We start from the raw sequence: 17310 nt of genomic DNA on the forward strand, positions 1-17310 counted from the left end.
CATCTTATCGCGGCAGGTGCGTGACCTGCCGCATTTTGCTTAGTTTTTCAGCGCCTGGCTGAGGTCGGCAATCAGGTCTTTGGCATCTTCAATGCCCACGGACAGGCGAATCAGCTGCGGTACGATGCCGTTGGCCAGCCGCTGCTCAAGCGGAATCGAAGCATGAGTCATGCTGTAAGGCTGGCTGACCAGACTTTCCACACCACCCAGGCTTTCTGCGAGGGTGAATAATTTCAGTTTGCGGATCACCTCTGTGGCCCGTTGCGCATCACCTTTCACCACCAGAGAAATCATGCCGCCCGGCAGCGCCATCTGCGTGCGGGCAAGCGAATATTGCGGGTGTGATTCCAGCCCCGGATAAAATACCTTTTCGACCTGCGGTTGTTGCTCCAGCCATTGCGCAATGGCCAGCGCGTTGGTGCTGTGTTTTTCTACCCGCAGCGACAGCGTACGAATACCGCGCAGCGTCAGGAAGCTGCTAAACGGATCCAGTACACCGCCGACTGCGTTCTGCAGGTAGGCAAGCTTGTCCGCCAGCGCGGCGTTATCCCCCACAACTGCCAGTCCGGCGACCACGTCCGAGTGACCATTCAGGTATTTGGTGGCAGAGTGCACGACGATGTCGAAACCCGTTTCCAGCGGGCGATGGATGACGGGCGATGCGAAGGTATTATCGGCCACGCTGATGACGTGATGACGACGGGCGATGTCGGCGATAGCCGCCAGATCCGCCAGTTTAAGCAACGGATTGGTTGGCGTTTCAACCCATACCATCCGCGTATCCGGCCGAATGGCGGCTTCAAGACCGGCCAAATCGTCCGGCTTGACCCAGCTCACCTGCAGGCCGGTGCTACGTTTGCGCACGTTTTCAATCAGGCGCCAGGTCCCGCCGTAGACATCGTCAATGGCGACGATATGGCTGTCTTTGTCCAGCAGTTCAAGCACGGTAGAGATGGCGGCGAGGCCGGAAGCGAAGGCATAGCCGCGGGTCCCGCCTTCCAGTTCGGCGATGGCGGTTTCCAGCGCATGGCGGGTCGGGTTGCCGCTGCGCGAATATTCATAGCCGGTGTGCTCGCCAGGTGACGGTTGCGCAAACGTGGAGGTGGCGTAAATCGGGGGCATGACCGCGCCATGCCGATCGTTAAACTCACCGCTGTGTACGCTCAGGGTTGCCAGATTTTTCATCATGTATTCCTTTATTGCTGAAGACGGTTGCGCCAGGCGGTAAGAACATCGCTGCGCGTAATCAGGCCCAGGAAGCGGTCATTGTCATTAATGACCGCCACCAGACCGCGATCGAAAATGGCGTTCAGGGCGCTTTCCGGGGCGTTTTTATCGAGGAACTCCACCTGACGGGTCATTGCCGCGGTCACGGGAAGCGAGAAGCGGTCGCCATCGCCACCGATATGGCGCAGAAGATCCCACTCGTCGATGATGCCCACGACCTGACCGTTCTCCAGGACCGGCAACTGGGAGATGTCATACAAACGCATCCGCGCCAGTACGGTGGAGAGGGTGTCATCCGGCGCGGCGGTGACGGTTGCGCCTTCATCGTGGCGCAGGGCAATGTAGTCGGAGAGATCGCCAGCCAGCGGCCGGGAGATTAAACCCTGCTGGCGCATCCAGTCATCGTTAAACATCTTTGAGAGATATTTGTTGCCACTGTCGCAGGCGAAGGTCACAACCCGTTTCGGGGTGGTCTGTGCCTGGCAATATTTCAGCGCAGCCGCCAGCAGGGTGCCGCTGGAGGAGCCTGCCAGGATGCCTTCCGTTTTCAGCAGCTCGCGGGCGGTGGTGAAAGCTTCGCGATCGGTGATGCGCCAGGCACGATTCACCCCTTCGATGTGTGCCAGCGGAGGAATAAAGTCTTCACCAATCCCCTCCACCAGCCACGAGCCCGCATCCTGATAGCGTCCCGTTTCTACCTGATCGGCCAGGACCGAACCGGCCGGGTCGGCCAGCACAAATTCAGTCTGCGGTGAGTGCTCAGCGAACCACGCCTGTAGCCCACCCAGCGTCCCGCCAGACCCCACGCCGACGACGATGGCGTCAATCTTACCGTCAAGCTGTTCATACAGTTCAGGCGCGGTGGTAGTGCGGTGCGCCAGCGGGTTGGCTTCGTTATTAAACTGATCGATGTAATACGCCCCCGGCAGTTCATTCGCCAGACGTTGCGCGTAATCCTGATAGTAGGCAGGGTGGCCCTTATTGACATCGGAGCGGGTCAGTACCACCTGAGCCCCCAGTGCCCGCAGGTGGAAAATCTTCTCGCGGCTCATTTTGTCTGGCACCACCAGGATCAGCGAATAGCCTTTCTGCGCGGCGATCAAGGCCAGGCCAAGACCGGTATTTCCCGCCGTCGCCTCAATGATGGTACCGCCTGGCTGCAGCTGACCGTTGCGCTCCGCTTCGTTAATCATCGACAGTGCAACGCGGTCTTTAATCGAACCGCCCGGGTTCTGGTTTTCCAGCTTCAGAAACAACGAGCAGAGACCGGTATCAAGCTTATGCAGCTGGATAAGCGGGGTGTGGCCAATCAGTTCGGTGACGGAGTGGTAAATCGTCATGGTGTTTTCCTTTCAGGAGGTCATGACAGGATGATAGGGCGGGGAAATTAACCCCTTAAAGAATCCTTCACTCCGTTTTAGAACAGAAAAGAATATAAATGCCGTTTTTGGATGGAGGGATAGCAAGACGTAAAGTGCTCTGGATGTGAGGATGGCTATATCAGTCAAAAATGCTGAAAAATTAACCGTTTTCATCAGGTGATGAACCACTGATATGCACATGCCAGATAATCATTTCTGAAATTGGTCTAAATGCCTGCCGGTACGAAAATCGCTATTTATTCCTGCAAGTTATAACAAATTCCTTTTTGTTCATTTAAAAGGTGATAACGCCTGTTTACTATCATTTGGACATCCATACTGCTAAACCGCCATGCGCGGGACGGATTACACATAAGAATGATTGTACTCAGCAATATTTCGAAGGTTTTTGACAACGGGAAGGTTGCACTCACTGCCGTTGATAACGTCAATTTGACGATAGAGCAGGGGCAGATATACGGCATTATCGGTTACAGCGGCGCGGGTAAAAGTACTCTTATTCGTTTGCTGAATGGACTGGAAAAACCCACTCGCGGCAGTGTGACCATCAACGGACAGGACATTTCTGCCGCAAAGGGCGAAGCACTGCGCCAGGCGCGTCTGAAAATCAGCATGGTCTTCCAGCACTTCAATCTGCTTTGGTCGCGCACGGTGAGTGAGAATATCGCGTTCTCAATGCAAATCGCCGGTGTGCCAAAAGCCAACATTAAGGCCCGCGTGGCTGAACTGGTCGATCTCGTTGGGCTGAAGGGACGCGAGAACGCCTATCCCTCGCAGCTGAGTGGCGGGCAAAAACAGCGTGTGGGGATTGCGCGTGCATTGGCCAATAACCCCGACGTATTGCTGTGCGATGAAGCCACGTCAGCCCTCGACCCACAGACCACCGATCAGATCCTCGATCTGCTGCTGGACATTAACCGCCGCTTCAGGCTGACCATTGTGCTGATCACGCACGAGATGCACGTGGTGCGCAAAATTTGCGACCGCGTGGCAGTGATGGAGAACGGCAAAGTGGTGGAAGAGGGGGAGGTGCTGAGCGTCTTTACCCGTCCGCAGCAGCCTATCACTCAGCAGTTCGTCCGCCAGGTGAGCCAGTATGCCGAGGAAGAGACGTTTAATACGGAGCTGGCAGCGGACCTTGAAGGTAGCGTCATCAGGTTGACCTTTACGGGCCACAGCACCCATAAGCCGATCGTGGGCGAGCTGACTCTGCGCTACGGCCTGCCGTTTAACATTCTGCACGGAAAAATGACCCAAACGGCCCACGGCGTATTTGGGCAACTCTGGGTACACGTCGTGGCATCGGATGAACAACTGAGCAATATCCTCGCCGACCTGAAGCACAGCGATATTGAAGGCGAGGTAATTAAACATGGCTGAGACGCTTTTTCCTCATCTGAAGTGGGAGCAACTCTGGGCGGCGACGCTGGAAACGCTGTACATGACTGCGCTTTCCGGCGTGGCAACCTTTGTTCTTGGGATCGTCCTTGGCCTGGCGCTGTTTTTAACCGCGCGCGGCGGGTTGTTCCACAACCGCGCGGTCTACAGCGTGATTTCAATTGTGGTGAACGTGTTTCGTTCTATCCCGTTCATCATTCTGATTGTGCTGTTGATCCCGTTCACGAAAACCCTTGTCGGCACCATTCTTGGCGCAAACGCGGCGCTGCCGGCTCTGATTGTCGGTGCGGCACCGTTCTACGCACGCCTGGTCGAAATTGCCCTGCGTGAAGTGGACAAGGGGGTTATTGAAGCCACGCGCTCAATGGGCGCACGGCTGAGCACCCTGGTGTTTCGGGTTTTACTGCCGGAGTCATCACCTGCACTGGTATCAGGTATTACGGTAACGCTGATTGCGCTGGTGAGTTACAGCGCCATGGCGGGGGTGATTGGCGCAGGCGGTTTGGGAAATCTGGCTTATCTGGAAGGATTCCAGCGCAACCATGGCGACGTCACGCTGGTGGCGACGGTGACCATTCTGATCATCGTTTTCATTATCCAGTTCTGCGGCGACGTCCTGACCTCACTGTTAGATAAACGATAATCTCTAATAACACACAGGAACCATCATCATGAAAAAAACACTGACACTGATCGCCGCAGCAACCCTGAGCGCCCTGAGCTTTGCCACCTGGGCTGATACCCTGACCGTGGGGGCATCCAACACGCCGCACGCCGAAATTCTGGAGCAGGCGAAGCCTATCCTGGCGAAGCAGGGTATCGATCTGGAGATCAAACCTTTCCAGGACTACATTCTGCCCAACACCGCGCTGGCGGGTCATGATATTGACGCTAACTATTTCCAGCATATTCCTTACCTGAACAGCGTGCTGAAAGATCACGCCGGTGATAAGGATTATGATTTTGTCAGCGCGGGCGCGATCCACATCGAGCCAATCGGGATCTACTCCAAAAAATACAAATCCCTGAAAGATCTGCCGCAGGGCGGCAAAATCATCATGCGTGATGCTGTGTCTGAAGAGGGTCGCATTCTCTCTATCTTCGAAAAAGAGGGGGTGATCAAACTGAAACCGGGCATCGACAAAGTGACCGCGCGTATCAGCGATATCGTGGAAAACCCGAAAAAACTGCAGTTTACGCCTAACGTGGAAGCCTCTCTGCTGCCACAGATGTACAACAACGACGAAGGTGACGCGGTCGTGATTAACGCCAACTATGCGATTGATGCGGGCCTTGATCCTGTACATGACCCGATTGCGGTAGAGAGTGGTGAAAATAACCCGTATGCCAATATCATTACCGTTCATCGTGGTGACGAGAAGAAGAAAGATATCGTCGCGCTGGTGAACGTTCTGCACTCCAAAGCGATCCAGGACTGGATCCGCACCAAATACAAAGGCGCAGTGATCCCGGTAAACAACTAATTTATTGATTTTACGAATGAAGCCCGGCGGGACTCTCGCCGGGCTTCTTTTTTGTATCCGGGCGATGAATCATTTAAGCTGAGAGTTTAGGGCAATGGAGTGATGACGATGGGTAATGTGACCAAAGACGAAGCGCTGTATCAGGAGATGTGTCGGGTGGTCGGGAAGGTCGTTCTGGAGATGCGTGATTTGGGGCAGGAGCCGAAGCATATTGTCATCGCGGGGGTGCTGCGCACGGCGCTGGCGAACCAGCGCGTAAAACGTAGCGAGTTAACCACCCAGGCGATGGAAACCGTGGTCAAAGCGCTGGCCGGTTGAAGCGCCAGCGTTTCGCAAGCTGCTCAAGGGAGCAGCAGAGCAGGTAATAGACCACACCCGTAAAGATAAAAATGGCTGCCGGGTAAATTTGCACCCGGTTGTTCACCTGGCCGGCCACCGTGGTGAGCTCAGGGACATTCACAATAAACGCCAGCGACGTATCCTTCAGAAGGCTGATAAAAATCCCCACCAGTGACGGCAGAATATTGCGCAGCGCCTGCGGCAGCAGCACGCGCGACAGCGTTTGCCGGGTACTGAAACCCTGAGACAGGGCGGCCTCGTACTGCCCTGACGGTAAGGCGCTGAGTCCGGCCAGTACTGAATGCATAACCGAGGCCGCGGTAAACCAGGCCAGGGCCAGCGTGACGGTGAGCGCCCCCGGGAGATCGCCGCCGGTGATGAGCGGCAGCAGATACCACATCCAGAAAATCACAAAGATTAACGGGATCCCGCGAATTAACTCCGCCCATACAAAGAGCGCCTTGCGCACAAGCCCCGTAAAACGCCAGGCCAGGCACGCGAGAGCAATTCCACCGGGCAGGGCGAGAGCCGCCGCGCCCAGCGCCATCAGCAATGAGAGCAAGACCCCGCCAGGCTCCCCAACTGCTGCACGTCCCCAGAGCAGGTAATCCAGGTTATCGGTAATGACATTAAGTCCGGCAAGCATGGTTTCCCCTCCCTGAGATTGGGCCGAGGCGCACCAGCACCGCCCCCATCAGCATACCGGTAAGCAGGTACAGGACGGTGCCGACGGTAAACGCCTCCAGCGCATGGGCGTTGTAGCTTTCAATCTGTCTCACCTGATAGGTCAGTTCGGCAAAGCCAATGCCGCTGGCGAGCGATGAGAGTTTCATCAGATTGAGATACTGCCCGACAACGGGTTGCCAGGCGTTGGCCAGCCCCTGCGGCAGAAGGATGTAACGAAACAAGCGCCACGCGGAAAATCCTTGTGCGAGCGCCGCTTCCCGTTGCCCGGCAGGGACTGAACGTAGTCCCGATGCCACTTCCTCAATCAAGAAAGCCGAGGTGAATACGCCTAACCCCCATGCAGAACATAAAAACTCGGGGGTAAACCACCAGACGTCACCGGGCAAAACGGACCAGCGGTGATCCGCATTCACGGCATCCCGGAACGCCTGTGGTAACCCGTTCCAGGCGGCAAAATACCAGAACAGCAGTTGCACCAGCAGCGGCGTATTGCGAAACAGCGACACCCAGCTACTGACGACTACGTTCCCGACACGTCCACCCGTCAGGCGAAGAAGCAGAAAAAGCAGCGCGAGCAGGGTTGCCAGCAGCATCCCCGCGAGCGTCACCCACAGGGTGGTGAGAAATCCGGATACGATCCACTGCAGGGGCTGTCCGGTCAGCACGCCCTGCCAGTCAAGTGTGGGCATTAGAGATGCTCCTGATGCAGCGGGTTCAGGACTTTTTGCAGGAATCGCTGAGCGCGTGGGTGCGACGGTTGCCTGAAAAATTGCTCCGGTGGCGCGGTTTCAAGAACGTGCCCGGCGTCGATAAACACAATCCGGTCGGCAATTTCCCGGGCAAATTGCATCTCATGCGTCACCACAATCATGGTGATCCCGCTGTGCGCAAGCGCCTTCATCACGAACAGCACTTCGCCAATCATCTCCGGGTCAAGCGCGGAGGTCGGCTCATCGAACAAAATGATTTGCGGTGAAGAGGCCAGCGCGCGGGCAATTGCCACGCGCTGTTGCTGACCGCCGGAAAGTTCGGCAGGGAAATGGTGTGCTTTTTCCAGCATCCCCACCTTTTCCAGCAGTGCCAGCGCCCGCGCCTGAGCTGGCTGGGCCTTCCAGCCGTGAACATGCTCCAGCGCCAGAGTGATGTTTTGACTGGCGGTGAGGTGGGCGTAAAGATTGAACTGCTGAAACACAAACCCGACGCGGCTGCGCAACTCACGCAGCGCGGTACCGGAGAGCCGTCCGGTGGGTTTGTTATCGATCAGGATCTCGCCACCGCTCAGGGTTTCAAGCTGATTGATAAGCCGGATCAGGGTGGATTTACCGGAACCCGAAGGCCCGAGAATGGCCACCACTTCACCTGGCGTGATGGTGAGGTTAATGCCCTTTAAAACCTGATGGTTACCGTAATGTTTCTGCACATCGCGAAACTCGACGCTGGCGTGTTCCAGATGTGAAAAATCCGCGGCACCGGCCGCGGAGTGTGAAAAAAGCGCTGAGAGCATATTACTGAGCTTCTATTTTAAAGGCACGAGGCTGTGGGGAGGGGGTATCCGGACCGAACCAGACGTCATAGATTTTTGCCGCCTGACCGTTCTTCTCAAGGTTAACAAGCTCGTCGTTGACGGCTTTCAGCAGTGCGGTTTCGCCTTTTTTTACCCCCACGCCAATCTCTTCTTTGCTGAGCAGATCGGGCAGGATTTTGAAGTTCGCCTTGTCCGGCGCCTGCGCCAGCAGACCGGCCAGAATCGTACTGTCCTGAGTGATAGCCTGCACGTTACCGTTGCGCAGGGCCGTCAGCGCCAGCGGAATATCGTCATAAGAGAGCACGCGGGCGTGCGGGAAACGCTGGTGCAGCGCCTGTTCACCCGTTGTGCCTTTTACCGCGCCAATGCGCGCCCGGCTATAGGCATCAAGCGTATCGGCAGCTTTTACCGGTACCAGGAACTGTTGGCCGGTCACGAAATAGGGAAGGGAGAAATCAACCACCTGCGCCCGTTCCGGGGTAATGGTGATATCTGCCACAATCAAATCCGCCTTACCGGACTGCAGGAGGGGAATGCGGTTAGCGGGGTTGGTGGCGACCAGTTCAAGCTTCACGCCAAGTGCACTGGCGAGCGCTCTGGCGAAATCGACGTCGTAGCCGACAATCTCATGGGTCTTTGCATCGATGGAGCCAAACGGCGGATTGGCATCAAAGGTGGCAACTTTGACCACGCCTGCGGCTTTAATATCCGCCAGTTGATCGGCCTGCACCTGCATCGAGAACAGACCGCCTGCCGCCAGTAAGCCCAGCACCAGTGTCCTTTTTTTAAACCCTTTCGTGTTTGCTGCCATAGTGATTGTTCATCCCGTTGTTTTTGTTTTACCCCGTTACGCTCCCATAAGCGAAAGCTCTCGCCAAATAAGAAATCGTTCTTTGCTATTAGCAAAAAAGCATTAGTGAACAAGGTGTTAATGGCGAGTAAAAGAATGGAGGGCTATTTGCAAATCCTGCACATCGACAGTGGATTTTGGTATTTCCCCTGTGCGGGTGTTGGGTGTTTAACTTAGGACAAGTGAAGCGAGAGGGGGAAAGACGATGAAAAAGTGGATAAACACGTTACGGCGGTTTTTTGCGACCCGACCAGCGAATGCGGAGAACAGCGCGCAACGTGTTCTTGAGTCCGTACTGCCTGTCGCCAGCCTGTATGGCGTGGACGTTGCCAACATTGATCCGGAGTGGTTCCATGATAAAACGTCACGCTGAACTGCGCCGCACGCGCGAAATGTACTGGAATGAGCTGTGCGAAATTTTGTTCTGACAACGGTTAACTGCTAATGTCGGCAGGATGAATCTCCTGACCCGTTAACGGAATGAATAACACTCTTTTCAGGCGCACGGTTATTGTCTGGCTCCTGGCGTGCCTCATCAGCGGCGTTTTGCTTTATGCCGAACAGATCCGCCGCCAGTTCTGGGAACGCGATCGTGAGTTTTCGACACGCTATTCCACCCTTAGCGCCGTGCTGACGCAAAATGAATCTGTTTTGCCGTTACTCAACGGCGAGGAAGACCTCGCGGCCCTGCGCAAAAAATTCCCGCACATCCTCGCCCTTGAGAAAACCTCAGGCCGTGCGCTGAACGCTGCCCGTGTGGAATCGACCCGCGATTGTCAGTACTGGCTGTATAATCCCTGGCGTCAGATCCGCGTACTTATCGATCTTGCGCCGCTGCTCAGCACCCAACATACCTTTGACGCACTTGCCATTCGCTTCAATGACGCAGATAACGCGCCCCCTGCAGGGGCTTTCTGGCACTGGCAGCGGACCTTCACGCAACCCACACAACCTTTTACCCTTATGGCCACAGCAAAGCCGCACTGGCTGGCCGTCTCCTGGTGGGTATATCCGTTCCTGTTCTTCGGCTGGGCGGTGCTTATCGCCGCGGCCAGCCTGCTGCTCTGGCAACGGCGGCAGCGCCAGCACGCCGAACAGCGCGCACACTATTACCAGCATGCAAGGCTCAACACCTTGGGAGAAATCACCGCTGGGATCGTGCATGAGATTAACCAGCCGCTGACTGCCGTTCAGACCTGGATCCAGGGTGCTCAGCGCCAACAACTGCAGGCGAATCCGCAGGCCGTATCGCAGGCGCTGGCTGCCGCGCTGGTACAAACCCAGCGTATCAGCGCGCTCTTAACCCGCTTTCGCGAACATGTGGTTCAGGAAAAAGTCACCTTGCGCGACATCGACCTGAAACCGTGCTGGCAGCAGGTGGTCGATCTCCTGGAACATGAACGCCGCTCTGAGCATATCGCGGTAAGCCATGCGTTCGCGGCAGGTGCCACGCGGGTTCTGGCAGACCGACTCTGGCTTGAACAGGTGCTGCATAATCTGCTCAGTAATGCCATTCAGGCCCAGCAAGAGTGCGCGCAAGGGTGGGTGAAAATAACCAGCGAGAAACGGGAAAACTGGATTTATATCACCCTCACCGATGGCGGACCTGGCTTTAGTCCGGAGGCCTTGCAGAACGCCTTTATGCCGTTTTACAGCGGACGGACGGAAGGAATAGGGCTGGGAATGACGTTAACGGAGTCGTTGATGACGCGCATGAACGGATCAATTACGCTGGGCAATGCGGCCCAGGGCGGGGCGCAGGTCCGGTTACAACTGGCGAGTGGAGAGGTAAATACGCGTGGATAACACAGTCTGGCTGGTTGATGACGATGAATCCATCCGTGAGTCGCTGGCCTTCTTACTCTCGGGAATGGGCTGGCAGGTCAATGGGTTTGAAAGCGTTGACGCGTTTACGTCAGCGCACGGTGGGCGCGCGGCGCTCGTCGGCTGTCTGCTGCTGGATATGCGCATGCCGGGAAAAGGCGGGCTGACCTGGCTGGAGGAGGGCAAATGGCCCTGGCCGCTGTTGCCGGTTATCGTCATGACCGGACACGGCACCGTTGATGCCTGCCGCCGCGCCTTTCGCAATGGCGTCTTTGAATTTTTCACCAAGCCGCTGGATGCCGATAAGCTCATTGAAACGGTAGGGCTCGCCTTCGAAGAGAGCCAGAGACGACTGACCCGCTGGCAGGAAACGTCGCGGATTAAAGCGCGTTTCGAACAACTGACGGCGCGTGAGCACGAGGTGCTGGCGGTGCTGATGGAAGGATGCAGCAATAAAGAGGTGGCCCTGCAGCTGAACCTCTCGCCCAGAACGGTTGAAGCGCACCGGGCCGCGGCGTTCGCCAAGCTTGGCGTGACCAGCCTGGTGCAGGCAATCCGCGATTACGACAAATTACAATCCGTATAACTACCAGGATAATTGCGTAATCAACCGAATTACGCCTCATCGCGCGTCTGAGTACGATCGAACGGTATTCAATCATTCGAGGACGTGCGATGAAAAAAGTAATGATGGCAGCCGCGCTTGTCGCCGGTAGCGTAAGCCTGACGGCACAGGCCGACGCATTGAACCAGAAAAATCTCTCCCTGGCGCAGGCCAACGCGCTGGCGACCTCCGCCATTCAGGCCTGCGTAGCGAAAAACTACCAGGTGACGGTCACCGTGGTGGACCGCGCCGGTGTGGTCAAAGCGGTGCAGCGTACCGACAATGCCGGGCCACACACGGTAAAAGCCAGCGAAATGAAAGCCTATACCGCGCTGAGTGCAAAAAATGCGTCAGGCAAGGTTATGGAAGCCGCGCAGAGCAATGCCGGCGCACAAAACATGCGTGATATTCCGGGCTTCCTGCTGCTGGCCGGTGGTCTGCCGGTGAAAGAGGGGGATGAGGTGATCGGCGCAATAGGGATCGGCGGTGCGCCGGGTGGTCATCTGGATGAAGCGTGCGCGCAGGCGGCGATTGACGGGCTGAAGAAATAATATAAAAAAGCACCGGGTTTTCCGGTGCTTTATCATCAGATCTTGCAGGCATCACCGCAGTCGTCATCGGCGATAATCGACTGCGCTTTTTTATCAGCGTCGTCGAGACGTTCCGCGTTACGCTCTTCAGCTTCATCCAGCCCGTTAAAGACCAAGTTTTCGAGATCAATTTCCATATGGCACCTGCTTTGTTCGGTTTTTGATACTGGCACAGTATAGGGCAAAAAGAGCCGGCAATGTACCGCGCAGCACATAACGATAATCCCTGCCATACTCAGTGCTTTATCGCTGAGGAGAGCTCATGATTACACTGTGTAAAACCTGCGGTACCTCTTATGATGCAACGCCGGCGCGATGCCCTGTGTGCGAGGATGAACGCCAGTATGTTCCGGCCAGCGGCCAGGCGTGGAGTGATTTTGCGACGGTGATGGCCACACACAGCAATAAATGGCAGCAGCTTGAGCCGCGGCTGCTCAGTATCAAAACGGTGCCCGCTTTTGCCATCAACCAGCGCGCGCTGCTTCTGCGTACCCCCCACGGCAATATCCTTTGGGATTGCATTGCGAATCTCGACCCGGCAACCAGAACCATCATCACGGCGCTCGGCGGCATCAGCGCGATCGCGATTTCACATCCTCACTACTACACCACGATGCAGGAGTGGGCCGGGGCTTTCGATGCGCCGGTTTACCTGCACGCGAACGATCGCGAGTGGGTTATGCGCGACAGCCCGATGCTCCACTTCTGGCAGGGCGATACGCTGGACATTTTCCCCGCGGTAACGTTATTACGTCTCGGAGGACATTTCGCTGGCGGAACGGTGCTGCACTGGCAGGAGGGTGATGGTGTCTTACTGGCAGGCGATATTCTACAGGTCACGCCGGGCAAAGATGCCGTCTCGTTTATGTGGAGCTATCCGAATATGCTGCCGTTGCCCGCCCGCAGCGTCGAAGACGTGACCAGGCGGCTGGTGGGGAAAAAATTCGCTCGCCTGTACGGCGCTTTTGAAGGGCAAAATATCCTGGCGAATGCGGATGAGATTGTGCAGCGGTCGGGCCAGAAATATATTGCTTGTCTGAAGTAAAGTCCGGTGGGTAAACTTTACTTGTGTGATCCCGATCATACCTAAACTAAAACAGATAAAAGAGAAATTGCTATGCAACATATCATTGAAGGTTTTCTCAGCTTTCAAAAAGAGATTTTCCCGCAACGTAAAGAGCTCTTCCGCAGTTTAGCGTCCAGCCAGAATCCCAAAGCGCTGTTCATCTCATGCTCCGACAGCCGTCTGGTCCCAGAACTGGTCACTCAGCAAGAGCCAGGACAACTCTTTGTCATTCGTAATGCTGGCAACATCGTGCCACCGTTCGGCCCTGAACCAGGCGGTGTCTCCGCAACGATTGAATACGCGGTTGTCGCGCTGGGCGTGACCGATATTGTTATCTGCGGCCACTCCAACTGTGGGGCGATGAAAGCCATTGCCGACAATGCGGACCTCGAACCTATGCCGGCGGTTTCTCACTGGTTACGCTATTCCGATGCGGCAAAAGCGGTGGTTGAGAAGAAAACCTGGGATAAGCCAATCGATAAAGTGAATGCGATGGTGCAGGAAAACGTGTTTGCGCAGCTGAGCAACATTAAGACTCACCCGTCAGTGGCGGTGGGCCTGCGCAACAACGCCATCCGTCTTCACGGCTGGGTGTATGACATTGAAAGCGGCAAAATCCTTGCACTGGATAAAGAGACGAAAACCTTCGTCTCTTTATCCGATAACCCGCAGGTTTACTTCGAGTAATCCCGCGTTGCAGGGCACGGATGCCCTGTCAGTCATCACTGTACGGTAATTTCCTTCTTGAACCCGATGCGGTTTTCTCTGCGGCTTTTGCCATCGCCTCTGCTATCTCTGCACATTCCGCCAGTCCCTGAACAAAAGGGCGATCGTGCATCAGCCACGGGATTGCGCCAAATGCAATGCGTCCGCGAAGCGTTTCCGGCGCTTTTAACGTGTAATCCTCGCCAATATCCGGGATCTCATCGCCCGTCGCCTGTAGCTGCTTGCGCAGCGTCGGGAAGGGCAGATCTTTTGTTTTAAGCGGCTTTTGCCCGCGGGCATCAATAAAGACGTCGAAACGGTAGGTCGTTTCTTTTGTGGCGATGACCGTCTGCGCACTGCCAATATCCAGCGTGTAATCATCACCCAGCGCCACAACACTAATGATGCCAGCCTCACGAAGCGCGAGAAGCCTGCGAATCGACTGCGGGGGGATGGCGGCATAGTTGTCGATAAAGACGCGTGCCAGCCCGTTTTTAAAGCGTTCAGCGTCCTTTTCGGTAAGATGAGGAACCATCTCCTGGACCACTTCATGCAGCCGAAGCACGGTGTAGCGCCAGGCCACCGTGCGCCGGTCACGTTTGTTCCGCTCGACCTCAATCAGGTTCTCTTCAGCCCAGGTAAACGGACCGTGCTGTTTTCGATCCTCAAACCACGCTTCGCGAAGGCTGTCCGCCGTCTGCATGCGCAGCGATATTTTCTCACACCAGGCCGGGTCGGCGAGTTCAAGCTCTTTCACCATCAGGGCGAAAATGCGGTCAAGCAGACCGTCTGATCCTTTGGCGATTTCGGCTTCGAGTACCGATTCGGTTAATACCGACAGCGGTTCGTACGGAATAGGGCAGTAAAAATCGGCCTCTGGCAGAATCCCGGACCTGGACATGAGTACAATTTTTAACGCTTCACTTCCTTTATCGAGGAGGAACGTGCCGTCGCGAAATTCACCGTGCTGCATGACCACGGCCATCGCCGCGTCCAGCCCGCTTAAGGATGTTCCCATAATACCGACGCGGCAGGGGCGGATGCGGGCATCCATCAACCCTGACCACGGGCTTGGGAAATACGCGCGCGTGGCTTCCTCTTCTTCTGGCCAGACATGCCCGGTGGCGATCACGGCGAGATCGAATTGTTCCGGAAACGGCGTGTCATTGACCGAAAGCGTCACGCCGGAGGAGGACGGGGCAACATCGGTGACGGTGGCAGACGTGTGGATCTCAACCTGAAATCCCCGCCTCTTAGCTTCCTGGACTATCGTCTGGAAACTGTCGCGAAAATACTCGCCCAGCAGAATACGGGGCAAAAACTGTCTGTCATGCAAGGTGGCTTTATCAACCTTAAAGCGCGCCAGATGGGCTTCACTCTGGCGCTTAAGCCAGTCGAGGTAGGTCATAAAAAGGGGCGGGATTTCAATGCTGGCAATGTTGGCCAGCATCAGGCGAGAGTTATCGTCGTCGTTGTAGGGCATTCCCACGCCAGCTTCGTCTGCCTGTTCAAAAACGGAGACAGAGAGCGGCGACGCGTTCTTAAGAAGAGAATAAAAGGTGTAAATCCCTGTAGGGCCGGAGCCGATAATGGCGATTTTCTTCATCGATAGTCTTCCTGTTTTTTTTCCATAAGAAAAGCGTAGCAGGAGAATAATGATGAAATTGGGGTATTAAGAAAAATCAGGCATTAAGAAGAGGATTTGCACCATTTCAGGACTGAAATGGTGCGTCCGAGTGGACTCGAACCACCGACCCCCACCATGTCAAGGTGGTGCTCTAACCAACTGAGCTACGGACGCAGAATGGTGCGTTCAATTGGACTCGAACCAACGACCCCCACCATGTCAAGGTGGTGCTCTAACCAACTGAGCTATGAACGCAATGTGTTGTCGGTGACAACGGGGACGAATATTAGCGGCACAGCATCGTTGAGGCAAGAGGGAAAATGCATTTTTCTCTCTGATTTCACGCGATTGCTTTATTACCGCGCAAAGTGAAGAGAAAGTAGCCGCCAGCTGGCGGCTACTGCGTATTTAACGTGCAGCGCGTTGCAATATTACCGAGGATGACTGGCGTTGCAGGAAGCGCATGCGCAGCATCATCATAATTGCCGCAGAGGTTAAGCCGATGATAAAGCCCATCCAGAATCCTGCCGGCCCCATGCGGTCAACCACCAGATCGGTAAGCGCCAGGATATAACCACACGGCAGACCCAGCACCCAGTAAGCGATGAAGGTGATAAAGAAGATCGAACGCGTATCTTTATACCCACGCAGTACGCCGCTGCCAATCACCTGTATGGAGTCGGAGATCTGGTACACCGCGGCAAGCAGCATCAGGTGGGAGGCCAGGGCCACCACTTCCGGGTTATCGTTGTAAAGCAGGGCAATTTGCTCACGCAGCGTGATGGTAAACAGTGCCGTACAGATGGCCATACAGACACCGACGCCAAGCCCTGTGCGGGCCGCCGTTTGCGCATCCAGCGTCGAACCTTGCCCCAGACGAAAGCCCACGCGAATGGTCACCGCTGCGGCCAGCGACATCGGCAATACGAACATCAGGGAACTGAAGTTCAGCGCAATCTGGTGACCGGCTACGTTCACAATGCCGAGCGGAGAAACCAGCAGGGCGACCACGGCAAACAGCGTCACTTCAAAGAACAGCGCCAGTGCAATCGGCAGGCCTAACTGCACCAGACGCGTCATGATGTTCCAGTCTGGCGTGCTGAACGAACGTTCATTGCGGATATCGCGCATTGAACGGGCACGTTTCACATAGGAGATCATACTGAAGAACATCACCCAATAGACGGCAGCCGTCGCCACGCCGCAGCCGACGCCGCCGAGCTCCGGCATACCGAAGTGACCATAGATGAAGATGTAGTTCACCGGAATATTCACCAGCAAGCCGATAAAGCCCATTACCATTCCGGGCTTGGTTTTCGCCAGGCCTTCACACTGGTTACGCGCGACCTGGAAGAACAGATAGCCAGGCGCACCCCACAGCAGGGCTCGCAGATAGCCGACGGCTTTGTCAGCCAGAGCCGGGTCAATATTATGCATGGCGCGGATGATATGACCGGCATTCCACAGCACAACCATTATCAGCACGGAGACAAACCCTGCCAGCCAGAACCCCTGTCGAACCTGATGGGCAATACGTTCACGTCGCCCTGAGCCATTAAGCTGAGCGATAACTGGGGTGAGGGCGAGCAGCAGGCCGTGGCCAAACAGGATGGCCGGAAGCCAGATCGAGGTGCCTATTGCCACGGCGGCCATATCGGTGGCGCTGTAGCCACCCGCCATTACCGTATCCACAAATCCCATTGCGGTCTGGGCCACTTGCGCGATGATCACTGGTATAGCCAGTGCCAATAACTGGCGCGCTTCATTCATGTACTTCTGCACGTGAACACCTTTATATTCTAGTTATTTGAGAGACTAAAAAGGCCGCCGTAACTGGCAGCAAGAAGAAAATGCAGGGGGGTGCCAGCTATTGTAGCGGGGTTTAGCTATTTATCTAGTGAAAAAATCGCCACAAAATGCGCTCCGCTGGCAACCTGTTTTTCCAACTGTTATTGTGGTGGGATTAAACGGTGTCACCACCGTCCGGAAAAAACAGGAGTTG

19 protein-coding genes and 2 tRNA genes are annotated in these 17310 nt (G+C 55.6%); 10 read left to right on the forward strand and 11 right to left on the reverse strand.

All coding sequences use genetic code 11. The features are described 5' to 3' along the window. Nucleotides 1–39: 39 nt before the first annotated feature. On the reverse strand, nucleotides 40–1185 hold the full coding sequence (locus tag HV242_RS09370) for a trans-sulfuration enzyme family protein (protein ID WP_047955498.1): 1146 nt from the start codon (nucleotides 1183–1185) through the stop codon (nucleotides 40–42). An 11-nt stretch (nucleotides 1186–1196) separates the two neighbouring features. Next, nucleotides 1197–2567: a pyridoxal-phosphate dependent enzyme gene (locus HV242_RS09375; protein ID WP_063858568.1), complete on the reverse strand. Its 1371-nt coding sequence runs from the start codon at nucleotides 2565–2567 to the stop codon at nucleotides 1197–1199. Between the two features lie 399 nt (nucleotides 2568–2966). Here HV242_RS09375 and HV242_RS09380 point away from each other — a divergent pair, with 399 nt between their 5' ends. The 4 genes from HV242_RS09380 to fumD all read left to right on the forward strand — a co-directional run bounded on the left by HV242_RS09380 (nucleotide 2967) and on the right by fumD (nucleotide 5809). Next, a complete protein-coding gene (locus HV242_RS09380; protein WP_020884357.1) occupies nucleotides 2967–3989 on the forward strand; it encodes a methionine ABC transporter ATP-binding protein in 1023 nt (340 codons plus the stop codon). Continuing rightward, nucleotides 3982–4650 carry a methionine ABC transporter permease gene (locus HV242_RS09385; RefSeq protein ID WP_025204366.1) on the forward strand — a complete coding sequence of 223 codons (669 nt, stop codon included), beginning with the start codon at nucleotides 3982–3984 and terminating at the stop codon, nucleotides 4648–4650. The genes HV242_RS09380 and HV242_RS09385 overlap by 8 nt, the downstream gene beginning before the upstream one ends. A gap of 28 nt (nucleotides 4651–4678) precedes the next feature. After that, nucleotides 4679–5491, forward strand: a complete 813-nt coding sequence (locus HV242_RS09390; RefSeq protein ID WP_014169750.1) for a MetQ/NlpA family ABC transporter substrate-binding protein — start codon at nucleotides 4679–4681, stop codon at nucleotides 5489–5491. A 108-nt stretch (nucleotides 5492–5599) separates the two neighbouring features. Beyond that, nucleotides 5600–5809, forward strand: a complete 210-nt coding sequence (gene fumD, locus HV242_RS09395; protein WP_014831602.1) for a fumarate hydratase FumD — start codon at nucleotides 5600–5602, stop codon at nucleotides 5807–5809. Here the strand turns inward: fumD and HV242_RS09400 are convergent. From HV242_RS09400 to HV242_RS09415, 4 genes are read right to left on the reverse strand one after another with little or no spacing between them, the layout of a single operon-like run. Then, nucleotides 5790–6476 carry an amino acid ABC transporter permease gene (locus HV242_RS09400; RefSeq protein WP_020884354.1) on the reverse strand — a complete coding sequence of 229 codons (687 nt, stop codon included), beginning with the start codon at nucleotides 6474–6476 and terminating at the stop codon, nucleotides 5790–5792. The genes fumD and HV242_RS09400 overlap by 20 nt on opposite strands. Then, nucleotides 6460–7206 (reverse strand): amino acid ABC transporter permease, encoded by a 747-nt coding sequence (locus HV242_RS09405; protein ID WP_050736683.1) that lies wholly within the window; start codon nucleotides 7204–7206, stop codon nucleotides 6460–6462. Before HV242_RS09405 ends, HV242_RS09400 begins: the two co-directional genes overlap by 17 nt. Next, complete coding sequence (locus HV242_RS09410; protein ID WP_050736684.1) at nucleotides 7206–8021, reverse strand: amino acid ABC transporter ATP-binding protein; 816 nt, start codon at nucleotides 8019–8021, stop codon at nucleotides 7206–7208. The genes HV242_RS09405 and HV242_RS09410 overlap by 1 nt, the downstream gene beginning before the upstream one ends. 1 nt (nucleotide 8022) lies before the next feature. Then, nucleotides 8023–8853 carry an ABC transporter substrate-binding protein gene (locus HV242_RS09415; protein ID WP_049022388.1) on the reverse strand — a complete coding sequence of 277 codons (831 nt, stop codon included), beginning with the start codon at nucleotides 8851–8853 and terminating at the stop codon, nucleotides 8023–8025. A gap of 244 nt (nucleotides 8854–9097) precedes the next feature. On the opposite strand from HV242_RS09415, the gene HV242_RS09420 reads away from it, so the two are divergent. The 4 genes from HV242_RS09420 to HV242_RS09435 all read left to right on the forward strand — a co-directional run bounded on the left by HV242_RS09420 (nucleotide 9098) and on the right by HV242_RS09435 (nucleotide 11871). After that, a complete protein-coding gene (locus HV242_RS09420; RefSeq protein WP_014169756.1) occupies nucleotides 9098–9265 on the forward strand; it encodes a hypothetical protein in 168 nt (55 codons plus the stop codon). 107 nt (nucleotides 9266–9372) lie between these two features. After that, the gene (locus tag HV242_RS09425) at nucleotides 9373–10698 is read left to right on the forward strand and encodes a sensor histidine kinase (RefSeq protein ID WP_050736685.1); all 1326 of its coding nucleotides are present in this window, start codon (nucleotides 9373–9375) and stop codon (nucleotides 10696–10698) included. Then, a complete protein-coding gene (locus HV242_RS09430; protein WP_032678010.1) occupies nucleotides 10691–11302 on the forward strand; it encodes a response regulator transcription factor in 612 nt (203 codons plus the stop codon). The genes HV242_RS09425 and HV242_RS09430 overlap by 8 nt, the downstream gene beginning before the upstream one ends. 89 nt (nucleotides 11303–11391) lie before the next feature. Beyond that, entirely contained in the window at nucleotides 11392–11871 is a 480-nt protein-coding gene (locus tag HV242_RS09435) for a GlcG/HbpS family heme-binding protein (protein WP_020884350.1), read from the forward strand. Between the two features lie 35 nt (nucleotides 11872–11906). On the opposite strand, the gene HV242_RS09440 is transcribed toward HV242_RS09435, so the two are convergent. Then, complete coding sequence (locus tag HV242_RS09440) at nucleotides 11907–12047, reverse strand: hypothetical protein (RefSeq protein WP_020884349.1); 141 nt, start codon at nucleotides 12045–12047, stop codon at nucleotides 11907–11909. A 125-nt stretch (nucleotides 12048–12172) separates the two neighbouring features. Here HV242_RS09440 and HV242_RS09445 point away from each other — a divergent pair, with 125 nt between their 5' ends. After that, nucleotides 12173–12955, forward strand: coding sequence for an MBL fold metallo-hydrolase (locus HV242_RS09445; RefSeq protein ID WP_050736686.1), 783 nt, complete (start codon nucleotides 12173–12175; stop codon nucleotides 12953–12955). Between the two features lie 72 nt (nucleotides 12956–13027). Further along, entirely contained in the window at nucleotides 13028–13663 is a 636-nt protein-coding gene (locus HV242_RS09450) for a carbonic anhydrase (protein ID WP_014169762.1), read from the forward strand. Between the two features lie 28 nt (nucleotides 13664–13691). Here HV242_RS09450 and HV242_RS09455 read toward each other — a convergent pair whose 3' ends face one another. From HV242_RS09455 to mdtK, 4 genes are all read right to left on the reverse strand, one after another. Beyond that, complete coding sequence (locus tag HV242_RS09455; RefSeq protein WP_050736687.1) at nucleotides 13692–15287, reverse strand: FAD-NAD(P)-binding protein; 1596 nt, start codon at nucleotides 15285–15287, stop codon at nucleotides 13692–13694. A gap of 118 nt (nucleotides 15288–15405) precedes the next feature. Then, nucleotides 15406–15482 (reverse strand) — tRNA-Val (locus HV242_RS09460). Between the two features lie 4 nt (nucleotides 15483–15486). Further along, a tRNA-Val gene (locus tag HV242_RS09465) sits at nucleotides 15487–15563 on the reverse strand. 153 nt (nucleotides 15564–15716) lie between these two features. Then, nucleotides 15717–17090 carry an MdtK family multidrug efflux MATE transporter gene (mdtK, locus tag HV242_RS09470; protein ID WP_014169764.1) on the reverse strand — a complete coding sequence of 458 codons (1374 nt, stop codon included), beginning with the start codon at nucleotides 17088–17090 and terminating at the stop codon, nucleotides 15717–15719. Nucleotides 17091–17310 lie beyond the last annotated feature (220 nt).

This window comes from Enterobacter sp. RHBSTW-00593 (assembly GCF_013784105.1).
In the GTDB taxonomy this organism is placed as follows: Bacteria; Pseudomonadota; Gammaproteobacteria; order Enterobacterales; family Enterobacteriaceae; genus Enterobacter; species Enterobacter ludwigii.